Source organism: Streptomyces sp. NPDC034103 (assembly GCF_055575395.1).
This window is the reverse complement of record NZ_JBVISS010000002.1, coordinates 144845-158817: the sequence shown is the minus strand read 5'-3', so window position 1 is coordinate 158817 and position 13973 is coordinate 144845. Positions and strand designations below refer to the sequence as shown.

At 71.8% G+C, this 13973-nt stretch carries 12 protein-coding genes; 8 read left to right on the top strand and 4 right to left on the bottom strand.

Translation table 11 applies throughout. From position 1 onward, the window contains the following. Positions 1–167 precede the first annotated feature (167 nt). The 3 genes from ACZ56U_RS03795 (at position 168) to ACZ56U_RS03785 (ending at position 2274) form a co-directional block, all read left to right on the top strand. Positions 168–686 (top strand): GIY-YIG nuclease family protein, encoded by a 519-nt coding sequence (locus ACZ56U_RS03795; RefSeq protein WP_469082411.1) that lies wholly within the window; start codon positions 168–170, stop codon positions 684–686. Positions 687–755: 69 nt separating this feature from the next. After that, positions 756–1355, top strand: coding sequence for a cysteine hydrolase family protein (locus tag ACZ56U_RS03790; protein ID WP_469082410.1), 600 nt, complete (start codon positions 756–758; stop codon positions 1353–1355). Positions 1356–1365: 10 nt separating this feature from the next. Continuing rightward, on the top strand, positions 1366–2274 hold the full coding sequence (locus ACZ56U_RS03785; RefSeq protein WP_469082409.1) for a GlxA family transcriptional regulator: 909 nt from the start codon (positions 1366–1368) through the stop codon (positions 2272–2274). Between the two features lie 69 nt (positions 2275–2343). Here ACZ56U_RS03785 and ACZ56U_RS03780 read toward each other — a convergent pair whose 3' ends face one another. Next, complete coding sequence (locus ACZ56U_RS03780; RefSeq protein WP_469082408.1) at positions 2344–3549, bottom strand: erythromycin esterase family protein; 1206 nt, start codon at positions 3547–3549, stop codon at positions 2344–2346. Positions 3550–3607: 58 nt separating this feature from the next. Between ACZ56U_RS03780 and ACZ56U_RS03775 the strand changes: the two genes are divergently transcribed. Continuing rightward, positions 3608–4324 carry a TioE family transcriptional regulator gene (locus ACZ56U_RS03775; RefSeq protein ID WP_469082407.1) on the top strand — a complete coding sequence of 239 codons (717 nt, stop codon included), beginning with the start codon at positions 3608–3610 and terminating at the stop codon, positions 4322–4324. Positions 4325–4453: 129 nt separating this feature from the next. Here the strand turns inward: ACZ56U_RS03775 and ACZ56U_RS03770 are convergent, their stop codons facing one another. Next, the gene (locus ACZ56U_RS03770; protein ID WP_469082406.1) at positions 4454–5119 is read right to left on the bottom strand and encodes a GntR family transcriptional regulator; all 666 of its coding nucleotides are present in this window, start codon (positions 5117–5119) and stop codon (positions 4454–4456) included. A 162-nt stretch (positions 5120–5281) separates the two neighbouring features. Between ACZ56U_RS03770 and ACZ56U_RS03765 the strand changes: the two genes are divergently transcribed. The 4 genes from ACZ56U_RS03765 to ACZ56U_RS03750 are packed head-to-tail and all read left to right on the top strand — an operon-like array spanning position 5282 to position 10220. Continuing rightward, complete coding sequence (locus ACZ56U_RS03765; RefSeq protein WP_469082405.1) at positions 5282–6502, top strand: sarcosine oxidase subunit beta family protein; 1221 nt, start codon at positions 5282–5284, stop codon at positions 6500–6502. 10 nt (positions 6503–6512) lie between these two features. Next, complete coding sequence (locus ACZ56U_RS03760) at positions 6513–6809, top strand: sarcosine oxidase subunit delta (RefSeq protein ID WP_469082404.1); 297 nt, start codon at positions 6513–6515, stop codon at positions 6807–6809. Then, positions 6806–9619 (top strand): 2Fe-2S iron-sulfur cluster-binding protein, encoded by a 2814-nt coding sequence (locus tag ACZ56U_RS03755; protein ID WP_469082403.1) that lies wholly within the window; start codon positions 6806–6808, stop codon positions 9617–9619. Before ACZ56U_RS03760 ends, ACZ56U_RS03755 begins: the two co-directional genes overlap by 4 nt. Beyond that, positions 9612–10220 (top strand): sarcosine oxidase subunit gamma, encoded by a 609-nt coding sequence (locus ACZ56U_RS03750; RefSeq protein ID WP_469082402.1) that lies wholly within the window; start codon positions 9612–9614, stop codon positions 10218–10220. Before ACZ56U_RS03755 ends, ACZ56U_RS03750 begins: the two co-directional genes overlap by 8 nt. 129 nt (positions 10221–10349) lie before the next feature. Here ACZ56U_RS03750 and ACZ56U_RS03745 read toward each other — a convergent pair whose 3' ends face one another. Together ACZ56U_RS03745 and ACZ56U_RS03740 are read right to left on the bottom strand one after the other, a co-directional pair. After that, on the bottom strand, positions 10350–12788 hold the full coding sequence (locus ACZ56U_RS03745; protein ID WP_469082401.1) for a GcvT family protein: 2439 nt from the start codon (positions 12786–12788) through the stop codon (positions 10350–10352). 198 nt (positions 12789–12986) lie between these two features. Continuing rightward, positions 12987–13961 carry an ABC transporter substrate-binding protein gene (locus ACZ56U_RS03740; protein ID WP_469082400.1) on the bottom strand — a complete coding sequence of 325 codons (975 nt, stop codon included), beginning with the start codon at positions 13959–13961 and terminating at the stop codon, positions 12987–12989. Between the last annotated feature and the right edge of the window lie 12 nt (positions 13962–13973).

Here is a 13973-nt window from a genome sequence, read left to right as displayed (position 1 = left end):
TGCACCCATCGCGCTCACCGGCGGGCAAGCGATTATCCGCGCACGGCCCGTTGTCACTTGCCAGACCCGCCGACGTCCCGTTGTCAGACCCCCGTGCCACCGTGGGGGCGGAGCAGCGGTCGTACATCGATACATCGGTATATCGCTACGCCGTAGGAGGGCCGGTCATGGCCAACGTGGACGCACAGTTCCTGCGCAGCCTGTTCGACGAGGAAGGGAGCCTGCACACCGCCGGGCGAACCGCTCTGTACCGGCTCTACGGGCCCGAGGGCCTGCTGTACGTCGGGATCACGATCTGTCCTCTCACCCGCATCCGCACCCATCTGCGCGAGCAGCCCTGGGGACCGCGCGTCATCGCCGTCCGGATCGACTACCCCGACGATCCGGAGGCGGCCGAACGTCGAGCCGTCCACGCCGAGCAGCCTCGCCACAACGTGGTCTTCAACGGCCCCGTCGCGCCTCCGCCGCCCGATCCCGGCTCCCGCCCCAGGACCCGCCTCACTGTCGAGCGGCGGCGCCTCGCGGAGCTGGAGGCCGCCGTGCCCGAGTCCGCCACCCACGTCCGCCTGCTCGCCCGTGCCATCGCCGCGAAGCGGCGCAGGATCGCGGACCTCACCCGGGACCTCGCGGACGCCGAGGGCGCGGGGTTCCGTGTCGCGCCGCGGCCCCGGAAGAAGCAGCCGTGACCGGATCGGTCCGCCACCGGACCCGATGCGGCCTGTCGTCGGTGGGCCCGGACGGGCCAGGCTGGGGACATGACCCGAGCACTGATCGTCATCGATGTCCAGGAGTCCTTCCGCGCCCGGCCGCTGTGGGAGGCCATCTCCGATCCGAAGATCGCCGACAAGGTGAACCGTCTGGTCCGGCTCGCGCGCCGCGCCGGGGACCTGGTGGTGTGGGTGCTGCACTCCGAGCCGGGCAGCGGCGGCGCCTTCGACCCGGCTCTTGGCCAGGTGCGGCTGCTGGAGGAGCTGGAGCGCGCCGACGGCGAGCCGTTGATCCACAAGACCTCGCACAACGCGTTCACCACCACCAACCTGCACCAGCTCCTGACCGAGCGGGGTGTCCGTGAGCTCACGGTCTGCGGCATCCGCACCGAGCAGTGCGTGGAGACCACCGCGCGCGTGGGGAGTGACCTCGGGTTCCAGGTCACCTTCGTCGTGGATGCGACCGCGACGAACCCGATCCCGCACCGCGACGCCCCCGAGGACCAGAGCGTCGCCGAACTCCTCGCCGACCCCCGCACCCTGCCCGCCCAGGAGGTCGTCCGGCGGACCGAGTACGTCCTGGCCGGGCGCTTCGCCACCATCGCCACGGTCGACGAGCTGGAAGCCGCGGCCGACCATCCGGCATGATGACCGGATCGTGAGCCACGTCGTCTTCTTCCTGGTACCCGGAGTCCATCTGCTGGACCTGGCCGGCCCCGCCCAGGTCTTCTCCACGGCCGCCGACTTCGGGCACCCCTACACGCTCTCCTACGTCGCCGAGCAGCCGCAGGTCCCCACCGCTCAGGGGGTGCCGTTGGTGGCGGGGCTGGAGTGGCCCCAGCTCGGGGCCGAGGACCTGGTCGTGGTGCCCGGTTGGCGTGCGGTCACGCTGGCCGACTCGCCCGCCATCGGCGCCACGGCCCTCGGGATGCTGCGGGACCACCACGCCCGGGGCGGGACGGTGGCCAGCGTGTGCGCCGGGGCCGAGGCGCTCGGGCAGGCCGGACTGCTCCAGGGGCGGCGCTGCACCACCCACCACGACGTGCAGGACGAACTGGCCCGGCGCCATCGTGGCGCGCTCGTCGTCCGCGACGTGCTGTTCACCTCCGACGACCGGGTGATCACCTCCGCCGGCATCGCCAGCGGTATCGACCTGGCCCTGCACCTGGTCGCCGACCGGCACGGTCCCGCCGTCGCCGCCCAGATCGCCCGGGACATGGTCGTCTACGCCCGCCGCAACGGTCACGAGCCGCAGTCCAGCGCGATGTTCCGGCACCGTTCCCACCTCGACGACACCGTGCACCGCGCCCAGGACCTCATCGACACCCGCTTCGACCAGCCGCTGCCCCTGCCGGCCCTGGCGACGGCCGTCGGCGTCAGCGAGCGCACTCTCACCCGCCTCTTCACCCGCGCCACCGGACTCACCCCGCTGCGCTACCAGCAGACCCTGCGCCTCGAACGCGCCCAGCACCTCATCAGCCACGGCGCCACACTCGACGCGGCGGCCCGCTCGGTGGGCTTCACGGATCCCCGCATGCTGCGCCGCCTGCGCGCGCGTACGGGGTGACGGCGTACAACCGGTGACCGCGGCCGGCTGACCGCGCGGAGCGACACCGGGCAGGGCGGCAGGCCGCGGCTAGGTCTGCGGGACGTCCCTGACGAACACGATTCCGTCCTGGTCGGCCAGGTGCGCCGGGTCGAGTGGGGCATAGCCGAAGTACGGGGAGACCCGGGCGGTGGGCGGAGTCGTGGCGAGGGTGGTGGCCAGGCGGGGCGCGTCGATGACGCAGGGGTGCTCGGGGAGGGCGTACAGCAGGCCCTCGAGGGTGTCCGGGGGCGGGGTGTCGACGCCCTGGTGCCGGATGGTGCCGAGGGCCGTGGCCAGGAAGGCGTACTCCTGGTCCAGGCGCGAGCTCACGATCGCGCCGGCGCTCCACCACTCCACCAGGGGCTGGTCCCACATGCGCATCGTGCTCAGGTGACGCTGGAGGTGGGCGTTGTGGGCGTGGACGAGGACCGGGCCGCGCTCGGCGAGAGCGAGGAGGTTCTCGGCCATCATCTGGCCCCGCTGGCTCAGCAGGCGCGCCATGCGCCGCGGTGTGGGGTCGGCCATCCAGTGGTGGTAGCGCAGCAGGCCGACGGCGGTACGTCCGTACAGGCGCGCCCGGTGCCACTCCTCCGGTGTGCCCGTGGCCATCAGGTGCGGGGTCCGGGCGTCGAGCAGCGCCACCAAGTCGTCGGCCAGCAGCCGCAGTTGGGCGGCCTCGGGCGACCGTCCGACAGAGCGGGTCGGGTCGGTCATCGCGGCGGGCTCGGTCCAGCGGTCGTCCGTGCCGAGGAGCCGGTCGAGGGTGTCCGCGGTGCACGGGAGCAGGTCCGCGTCCAGCCGGTCCGAGAGGTGGTCGTGCAGTGCGGTGAGTGCCTGGCGGGGGCTCGCGGCGCCGGTGATCTCCAGCGGGCCGTCGAGACCGGCGAAGCGGACGTGCTCGGACGCGGGGCGGTCCTCGTTGTGGGCGCGCATCCAGCGCACGAGGTCGCGGTTGGCGGCGGAGGCGCCGAAGCCGTGGCTGAACCCTCGCTCCATGACGTCGTCGAGGCTGCCGGTGCCCGAGGTGACGTAGTCGTCGACGGTCAGGCCCATCAGGCAGTCGCTCTCGATGGCGACGGTCCGGTAGCCCTCCTGCTCGACGAGTTGCCGGAAGAGGTCGTTGCGCACGTCGAGCAGCAGGTCCTCGCCATGGGTGGGCTCCCCCAGCGCGAGCACCCGCGGACGGGTCGGGAACAGCCCCATGACGGCGGCCGCTTCGACGGAATGGACGGCGGATGTGAGGTCGGTTGCCATGCCTTCAACGCTATCGTTGAAGTCTCGATTGAAACTTTTCCACGAAATCAGCGGGGCCATGGGACGAAAGCTTCAAACCACGCGGGGGCTGAGGCCGGTCGACCTGGCCCGCGGGCACGGCCTGTCCACGCAGGCGGTCAGGAACTACGAAGAGGCGGGCATCCTCCCGCCCGCCGACCGCACCCCGCACGGCTACCGCACCTACACCCCGCTGCACGCGCGGGCCCTGCGCACGTTTCTCGCCCTGGTGCCCGCCCACGGCCACCGGACGGCGGGCTCGATCATGCGGGCGGTGAACGACGGTGACGAAGAGGGGGCGTTGCGCCTCGTCGACGAGAGTCATGCCCAACTCCTCGACGACCGGCGGACCCTCGACGCCGTGGAGCGCGCCCTCCACGACCTGGAGCCCGTCTCCGGCCCCGACCCCGCTCCCGCCGACCTGTTCATCGGGCCGCTGGCGCGGCGGCTCGGCCTGCGCCCCGCGACCCTGCGTGCCTGGGAGCGCGCCGGGCTGGTGCGCCCGCGGCGCGACCCGCGCACCGGCTACCGCGTCTACGACGAGGCCGACGTGCGCGATGCCCGCATGGCCCACCAACTCCGGCGCGGCGGCTACCTGTTGGAGCAGATCGCCCCGCTGATCACCCAGGTGCGGGCGGCCGGCGGGACGGAACCGCTGGAGGTCGTCCTGCGCGACTGGCACGACCGGCTCGCCACCCGCGGCCGCGCGATGCTGACCGGGGCCGCGGAGCTGGACGCCTATCTCCGCGACCTCTGATCAGCTGCGTCGCGGGCCGCCCGCAGCCGGCGCGCGGACCCGCCCGTCCCCAGGGACCGAGGGCCACGTCCGCCACCTGATCGCCCGATCGTCCAGTCGCCCTGGGACGACGCCACCGAGGCGCGCCGGTCAGATGAGCCCGCGGATCGCCGTCTCGAACCCCCGCACATGGCTCGCGGCCAGCGCCGCCGCCTTCTCCGCGTCGCCGTCGACGACGGCGCTCACCAGCGGCTGGTGCTCGTGCACATGGCCGGCCATGTCGGGCAGCCGGTCGACGAACAGGCACCAGATGCGGGTGGCCAGGTTGTCGTAGCGGACGAGGGTGTCCTGGAGGTACGGGTTGTGCGTCGCGGCGTACAGGGCGCGGTGGATACGTAGGTCCAGGCGCATGAGCTCGGTCGCGTCCCGCCCGCCGGGGTCCGCGCTCTCCAGTTCGCGCCGCAGCTCGGTCAGGGTGGCGCGGTCGGTGGCCGTGGCGCGGCGTGCGGCCCGGGCGGCGGCGAGGGGTTCCAGTTCCTGGCGCACCTCGGAGATGTGGGCCAGGTCGGTGATGTTGACCTCGGTGGCGAAGGTGCCGCGTCGCGGGTAGGTCGTGATGAGCCGCTCGTACTGGAGCCGCTTGAGCGCCTCGCGCACGGGGGTCCGCCCGACGCCGAGGGACTGCCCGAGGTGTTCCTCGTTGATCGGCGCGCCCGGCCGGATCTCCAGCATGACGAGCTGGTCGCGGATGGCCCGGTAGGCCAGCTCGGCGAGGGACACCTCGCCACCTTCGGGCACGGTCGCCGAATGCTGCATGAGATGTCCCCTTGACCCGTCCTGGTGAGCTCTCATACCTTACCGCACAGACTGATATATCAGTTGCTGCTTAGTTGACACCCAGGACGGTGCACAGATGGCAACCGACCCTTCGCCCACCCCGGCCCCCGCCTCTCCCCTCCCTCTGGACGGAGTCCAGGCATGAGCGCCGAACCCCTGCCGGAGCACCCGGACTTCCTGTGGCGCAACCCCGAGCCGAAGCGGTCCTACGACGTCGTCATCGTCGGCGGCGGCGGGCACGGCCTGGCCACCGCCTACTACCTGGCCAAGAACCACGGCATCACCAATGTGGCCGTTCTGGAGAAGGGCTGGCTGGCGGGCGGCAACATGGCCCGCAACACCACGATCATCCGCTCCAACTACCTCTGGGACGAGAGCGCGGCGATCTACGAACACGCGCTCAAGCTGTGGGAGCGGCTCCCCGAGGAGCTGGACTACGACTTCCTGTTCAGCCAGCGCGGCGTCCTCAACCTCGCGCACACTCTTCAGGACGTCCGCGAGGGCGTGCGCCGCGTCAACGCCAACCGGCTCAACGGGGTCGACGCCGAGTGGCTGGAGCCGGACGAGGTCGCCAAGGTCTGCCCCATCCTCAACGTCTCGCCCCGCACCCGGTATCCGGTCCTGGGCGGCACCTTCCAGCCGCGCGCCGGCATCGCCAAGCACGACCACGTCGCCTGGGCGCTGGCCCGCCGCGCCGATGAGCTGGGCGTGGACCTGATCCAGGGCTGCGAGGTCACCGGGTTCCTCAAGGACGGCGACCGGGTCGTGGGCGTCGAGACCGACCGTGGCCGCGTCCTCGCCGGTCGGGTCGGCCTCGCCGCCGCCGGACACAGCAGCGTGCTGGCCGAGCGGGCGGGTGTACGGCTGCCGGTGCAGTCCCATCCCCTCCAGGCGCTCGTCTCCGAGCTGCACGAACCGGTGCACCCGACGGTGGTCATGTCCAACCACGTCCATGTGTACGTCTCCCAGGCCCACAAGGGGGAGCTGGTGATGGGGGCGGGCGTGGACTCCTACAACGGCTACGGGCAGCGGGGCTCCTTTCATGTGATCGAGCGTCAGATGGCCGCCGCGGTGGAGCTGTTCCCCGTCTTCGCCCGCGCGCACGTGCTGCGCACCTGGGGCGGCATCGTCGACGTCACCCCGGACGCCTCACCGATCATCGGCAGCACGCCCGTCGGGAACCTCTTCGTCAACTGCGGCTGGGGGACGGGTGGTTTCAAGGCCACTCCGTCGGCCGGCTGGACCTTCGCGCACACCCTCGCCACCGGTGAGCCGCATCCGCTGAACGCCCCCTTCGCGCTGGACCGGTTCACCACCGGCGCGCTGATCGACGAGCACGGCGCCGCGGCCGTGGCCCACTGAGGAGGACACCGTGCTGCTGATCGACTGCCCCTGGTGCGGGCCCCGGAACGAGACCGAGTACCACTACGGCGGACAGGCCCATGTCCCCTACCCCGGGTCCGCCGCCGATCTCACCGACGAGCAGTGGGCCGCGTACGTCTTCTACCGCGACAACCCCAAGGGCCCTTTCGCCGAACGGTGGATGCACAGCGTGGGCTGCCGACGCTGGTTCAACGTCCTGCGCGACACCGCCACCCACGAGGTGCTGACCTCCTACCGGCCCGACGAGCCGCGCCCCGAACTCCCCCAGTCCGGAGGGACCCGATGACCGACCAGCGCTTCCGGCTCCGCCAGGGCGGCCGCGTCGACCGGACCAGACTGCTGCGTTTCACCCTCGACGGACGGGAGTTGACCGGCCACCCCGGCGACACCCTCGCCTCGGCGATGCTGGCGAACGGCGTCGTCGAGGTCGCCCCCTCGCTCTACCGCGGCCGCCCGCGCGGCGTCGTCGCCGCGGGTGTCGAGGAGCCCAACGCCCTGGTCCGGATCGAGGGTTCGTGCGCGGAGAGCATGCTCCCCGCCACGACCGTGGAGCTCTACGACGGCCTGTCCGCCACCACGCTCTCCGGCATGGGCCCCCTGGACCCGACCCCCGACTCCGCCCTCTACGACAAGAAGTACGCCCATGCCGACGTCCTGGTCGTCGGCGCCGGACCGGCCGGGCTGGCGGCCGCCGCGGTCGCGGCCGGCTCGGGCGCCCGCGTGATCCTCGTCGACGAGCGGCCCGAGCCCGCAGGCGCGGACCGGACCGCCGAGCACGCGGCCCTCGACGCCGCCCCCGAGGCCGTCGTCCTGCACCGCACCACGGCCTTCGGGTCCTACGACGACAACTATGTGCTGGCCCTCCAGCGCCGCACCGACCACCTCGGCGCCGACGCCCCCGAGGGCGTCTCCCGGCAGCGGTTGTGGCACATCCGGGCCCGCCAGGTGATCCTCGCGACCGGCGCGCACGAGCGCCCCCTGGTCTTCGCCGGCAACGACCGGCCCGGCGTGATGCTCGCCGGGGCCGTAAGCACCTACCTCGACCGGTATGCCGTGGTGCCGGGTTCGCGGGCCGTGGTGAGCACGACCAACGACAGCGCCTACGACACGGTCGCCGCACTGCACCGGGCGGGCGTGACGGTGGCCGCCGTCGTGGACGCGCGCGCCGAACTGTCCCCCCGGGCCGCCGAGATCGCCGCCATGACCGGCGTGCGGGTCCGGACGGGCAGTGCGGTGGTGGACACCGCGGGCGACCGTCGGATCACCGGAGTCACCGTGCGCGGCCTCGACGCCGAGGGCCGACTCGTTGGCGACCCCAGCCGGTTCGACTGCGACCTCCTCGCTGTCTCGGGCGGCTGGAGCCCGGTCGTGCACCTGCACAGCCAGCGCCAGGGCAGGCTGCGGTGGGACACCGAGCTGGTCGCCTTCGTGCCCGACGGGGCCGTACGGGACCAGCAGGTCGTGGGGGCGGCGCGGGGGACGTACGAGCTGGACTCCTGTCGGGCGGAGGGGGCGCGGGCGGGCGCGGTGGCCGCGACGAGGGCCGGGTTCCCGGTCGCCGTACCGGCCGAGGTCCCACGGCCCGCGCCAGGTCCCACGCGGGCCCTGTGGCTGGTGCCCGGCCCCGACGACGGCTGGGACACCCACTTCGTCGACCTTCAGCGCGACGTCACCGTCGCCGACGTCCGGCGCTCCACCGGCACCGGCATGCGCGAGGTCGAGCACGTCAAGCGCTACACCTCGCTCGGCACGGCGAACGACCAGGGCAAGACGTCCGGCGTCAACGCGATCGGGGTGATCGCGGAGATCCTCGGCGGCGCGCCGGGTGAGATCGGCACCACGGCCTACCGGGCGCCGTACACGCCGATCGCCTTCGCCGCCCTGGCCGGCCGGGAGCGCGGCGAGCTGTTCGACCCGGAGCGCACGACGTCGATCCACCGCTGGCACGTGGCGCGGGGGGCGGTGTTCGAGAACGTCGGGCAGTGGAAGCGCCCCCGGTACTACCCCCGGCCCGGCGAGGGCATGGACGCGGCCGTGGCCCGCGAGTGTCGCGCGGCCCGCGAGGGCGTGGCGTTCATGGACGCCTCCACCCTCGGCAAGATCGAGATACGGGGCGCGGACGCGGGCGAGTTCCTCAACCGCGTCTACACCAACGCCTTCAAGAAGCTGAAGCCCGGCACGGCCCGCTACGGCGTCATGTGCAAGCCCGACGGCATGATCTTCGACGACGGTGTCACCCTCCGGCTCGACGACGACCGCTACTTCATGACCACCACGACCGGTAACGCCGCCGCGGTGCTCGACTGGCTGGAGGAGTGGTCGCAGACCGAGTGGCCCGAACTCGACGTGTACTGCACCTCGGTGACCGAGCAGTGGGCGACCGTCGCCGTCGTCGGACCGCGGTCGCGGGAGGTGGTCGGTCAGCTCGCCCCCGAACTCGACCTGTCCAACGAGGCCTTCCCGTTCATGGCGTTCCGCGAGACCACCCTCGCCTCCGGCATCCCGGCGCGCATCTGCCGGATCTCCTTCTCCGGCGAACTCGCCTACGAGGTCAACGTCTGCGCCTGGTACGGCCTCGCGGTCTGGGAGGAGGTCGACGCGATCGGCCGGCCGTACGGCATCACCCCGTACGGCACCGAGACCATGCACGTCCTGCGGGCCGAGAAGGGTTACATCATCGTGGGCCAGGACACCGACGGGACGGTCACCCCGCAGGACGCGGGCATGGGCTGGGTGGTGTCGCAGCAGAAGGACTTCATCGGCAAGCGGTCCCACGCCCGCGCCGACACCTCCCGCAGCGACCGCAAGCAACTCGTCGGACTGCTCCCGGCCGACCGCGCGACCCGGCTGCCCGAAGGCACCCAACTCCTCGCGTCGGACGCCGACTTGGCGGCGGTGCCGGTGCCGATGCTCGGCCATGTCACCTCCAGCTACCACAGCCCGGCCCTCGGCCGCCCCTTCGCGCTCGCCCTGGTCGCCGACGGGCGGGCGCGGCTCGGCCAGACCCTGCTCGCCCCGGTGGGCGAGGACCTGGTGCCCGTTGAGGTGGCCGACTGCGTCCTCTACGACCCCGAAGGGACCAAGCGCGATGGCTGAGACCCAGCTGACGGTCGACGCACGGGTGAGCCCGCTGGCGCACCTGGAGGAGCGGATGCGGGCCGCTGCGGTGACCGGAGCCCGTGGTGTCGCGCTCACCGAGCGGCCGTTCCTCACCCTGGTGAACGTGCGGGTCGCCCCCGCCTCCGAAGCGGCCGACCGTATCGGCCTGGTTCTCGGGGCACCGCTCCCCGGCCGGTGCGGGCAGACTGAGGCGTCCGGCCCTCACACGGTCTGCTGGCTGGGCCCGGACGAGTGGCTCGTGGTGTCCCACGACGAAGGCGTCCTCGCCGGGTTGCGGGAGGCCCTCGCGGGTGCCCCCGGCTCCGTCGTGGACGTCTCCGCCCACCGGACGACCCTGGAGCTGAGCGGCCCGTCCGCCCGGCAGGTCCTGGAGAAGGGCTGCCCGCTGGATCTGCACCCCCGGGTCTTCGGTCCCGGCCAGGCGGTGCAGACCACGGTGGGCCCCGTCGCCGTACTGCTGTGGCAGGTCGACGAGGGACCGACGTACCGTCTGCTGCCCCGTTCGTCCTTCGCCGACCACCTCGCCCGCTGGCTGATCGATGCGATGAGCGAGTACGGCGGCCCGGAGGTGCCCTGAGGGCGCCTCCGGCGCAAACGGCCCGGCGTCTCCGACCAGGACGGTGCCGAGCCGGTCGGGCGGGCGCCGGTCGTGATCAACGTGGCCACGCGCTGGGCGAGTTCACACCGGATGAGAGCGCCGGTCGCGTCAGCTGCGGAGTCGGGACATCGTGGGGTCGAACAACGGCTCCTCGGCGACGACGGCCTCGATGCGCCGGTCGAAGTAGCCGATGGTCAACACCGTTCCGGGGGTGGCGAGTTCGGTCGGCAGCCAGGCGTACGCGATGCCCTTGCCGATGGTGTGACCGTAGGCGGCGCTGGTGACGTGGCCGACCGCGCGGTCGCCGTCGTAGACGGGTTCCTTGCCCAGGACCACCGACCGCGGGTCGTCGATCGTGAGGCAGGTCAGCTTGCGGCGGACGTCGGCCTTGCGGCGCTCCAACGCGGCCCTGCCGATGAAGTCGCCCTCGTCGAGCCTGACGGCGAAGCCGAGGCCGGCCTCGTAGGGGTCGTGCTCGTAGGTCATGTCGGTGCCGAAGGAGCGGTAACCCTTCTCCAGGCGGAGGCTGTTGAAGGCGCCGCGGCCCGCGATGACCCCGCCGAGCGGCTGGGCGGCCCGCCAGAGGGTGTCCCAGAGTTTCAGGCCCTGGTCGGCGGTGGTGTAGAGCTCCCAGCCGAGTTCGCCGACGTAGGACAGGCGCATCGCGGTGACGGGGACGCTGCCGATGTAGGCGTGCTTGGCGCGGAAGTACTTCAGACCGTCGGCGGAGAAGTCCTCGTCCGTCAGCGGCTGGAGGACCTGGCGGGCGAGGGGGCCCCACAGGCCGATGCAGCAGGTGCCGGGGGTGATGTCGCGGACCTGGACGGTGCCGTCGGCGGGGAGGTGGCGGGTGAACCAGTCGAGGTCGAGGTTGCCGTTGGCGCCGATCTGGAAGCGGTCGCGGGCGAGGCGGGCGACGGTGATGTCGCTGCGGATGCCGCCGTCGTGGTGGAGCAGCAGGGTGTAGGTGACCGAGCCGACGGACTTGGCGACCCTGCCGGTGACCAGCCCCTCCAGGAAGTCGGCGGCGCCGGGTCCGGTGACCTCCAGGCGTTTGAGGGCCGTCATGTCGTACAGCGCGACGGTCTCGCGAGTGGCCTGGGCCTCGGCGCCGACGATGGGCGACCAGTACCGGGCCGCCCAGTCGTTCGGGGTGGGGATGGTGCGGCCCTCGACGAGGGGCGCGTTGGCCTCGTACCAGTGGGGGCGTTCCCAGCCGTTGGCCTCCAGGAAGAACGCGCCGTGTTCCTGCTGGCGGGTGTGGAAGGGGCTGGTGCGGATCGGGCGCGGGTCGTCGGAGGGCTGGAGCGGGTGGAGGATGTCGTAGACCTCGACGAAGTTCTGGCAGTCGCGGGCCAGTACGTACTCCGAGGCCAGCTGGTGGGGCTCGAAGCGGTTGACGTCGCACTCGTGCAGGTCGAAGGAGGAGCAGTGGCCGTCGACCAGCCATTCGGCCATGGCCCGGCCGACGCCCGCGGAGTGGGTGACCCAGACGGCCTCGGCCACCCAGAAGCCCTTGAGGTCCGGGGACTGGCCGAGCAGCGGGAAGTTGTCGGTGGTGAAGGAGAACAGGCCGTTGATGCCCTCCTCGATCTTGGCGTCCTGGGTCGCGGGGAGCAGGGACCGGGTCTCGGTCCAGGCGGGCGCGAAGTCGTCCTCGGTGAACTTCAGGACCGACGGCATCTCGTCGTTCTCGTCGAAGGCGCGGATGTCGTCGGCCGTGACGGGCATCGGGCGGTGGCCGTAGTAGCCGATGCCGAGGGTGTCGAAGCGGTCGCGGTAGTAGAGGTCGGCGTCCTGGTGGCGCAGGATCGGGCGGATCGCCTCCTCCCGCTGACCGGCGAGCGCGGGGACCGGGCCGGTCCAGGCGAGTTGGTGGGCGAGCGGGGTGAGCGGGAGGTTCATGCCGGCCATGCGGGCGATCTTCGGGCCCCAGATGCCGGCGCAGCACACCACGATGTCGGCGGGGATCTCGCCCTGGTCGGTCAGGACGCCGGTCACCGTGCCGTCGGCCTTCAGGACGTCGAGGACCTCGTGGCGGGGCAGGAAGCGCACACCGCGTTCGGTGGCCCGGCGGATCTGTGCCTCCACGGCGAGGACGGCCTTGGCGAGGCCGTCGGTCGGTACCAGCAGGCCGCCGAGGATCCGGTCGCGGTTGACGAGCGGGTGCCGTTCGGCGCAGGCATCGGCGCTGAGCAGGGTGGCCTCGATGCCCCAGGCGGTGATCCAGCCGTGGCGGCGGTGAAGTTCGGCGAGCCGCTCGGGGGTGGTGGCCACTTCCAGGCCGCCGACCTGGAGGAAGCAGGGCTTGCCGTCGACGTCGAGGGAGCAGAACTTCTCGACGGTGTAGCGGGCGAGCTCGGTCATCGTCTTGGAGGAGTTGGTCTGGAAGACCAGGCCCGGGGCGTGGGACGAGGAGCCCCCGGTGGCGGGCAGCGGGCCCTGGTCGACCACGGTCACCTCGGTCCAGCCGCGTGCGGAGATCTCGTCCGCGAGCGCCGCTCCCACGACACCCGCTCCGATGATCACCACTCGGGGTCCCGCCATCGCCGCACCTCCGCGATCAAAGCCATGTGAGTTGCTTTTTACGCAACATGCTTCAGGCTGCGCAACTCAATGTGCCTGCCTCCGGGAGGGGGTGTCAAGGGGGCCGTGACCGCCGGGAACGGCCCGGGAAACGGCGCTGCCCGGTGGGTGGTGCGCACGGTCGCGCACCACCCGCCGGGCAGGGGAAAAGCCGTTTCGCTAGGCCTGCTTGAGCCAGGCGTCGACCTTGGCGCGGTTGGCCTCGACCCACTTCTTGGCCGCCGCCTCGGGCGTCATCTTGTCCACCGCGATGTACTTCGCCACGGTGTTCTGGTCGTCGTTGCTCCAGGTGAAGTTCTTGACCAGGCCGTAGGCCGGGCTGCCCGACTTGGCGAACTTCGCGCTGACGACCTTGTCCAGCTTGTAGACCGGGTAGTCGCAGGCGATCTTCTCGGCGTCCGCGTCACAACCCGCCTTGTAGTCGGGCAGCTTGACCTTCTTCAGCGGCACCTCGGACATGAACCACTGCGGCTCGTAGAAGTAGCCGATCACCCACTCCTTGTCCTTCTGCGCCTTGCGGAAGGCCTGGATGAGCGCGGTCTCGCTGCCCGCGTACACCACCTTGTAGTCCAGCTGGAGGTTCTTCACCAGCGCCTCGTCATTGGTGACGAACGACGGGTCGCCGTCGAGGAGTTGGCCCTTGCCGCCGGACTCCGAGGTCTTGAACTCGGCCGCGTACCTGTCGAGGTTCTTCCAGTCGAGGATGTCGGGGTGCGCCTCGGCCAGCCACGGCGGCACGTACCAGCCGATGAGCCCCTCGTTGCCGGTGGGGCCGGCGTCGACGGCGGTCTTCTGGCCGGTGATGTACTTCTTCTTCAGGTCCTCATGACCCCAGTTCTCCACGACGGCGTCGACCTCGCCCGTCCCGAAGCCCTGCCAGGCGATCTCTTCCTTCAGGTCCTTCTTCGTGACCTCGCAGGCGAGGTCGTGTTCCGCGACGTAGGCGATGACCGCCGCGTTGGCCTCGTAGCCCACCCACGGGTTGACGGCCAGGTTGAAGGTGCCGCACGCGCCCGAGCTGCCCGCGTCCGACGAGCTGTCACCGACCTTCGCGCCGCCGCAGGCGGTCAGGGCGAGGGCGAGGACCGCTGTGCCGGCCGCGCCGACTCTCCACCGTCGTATGTGTGTTGCCATGGTCAGTGCTCC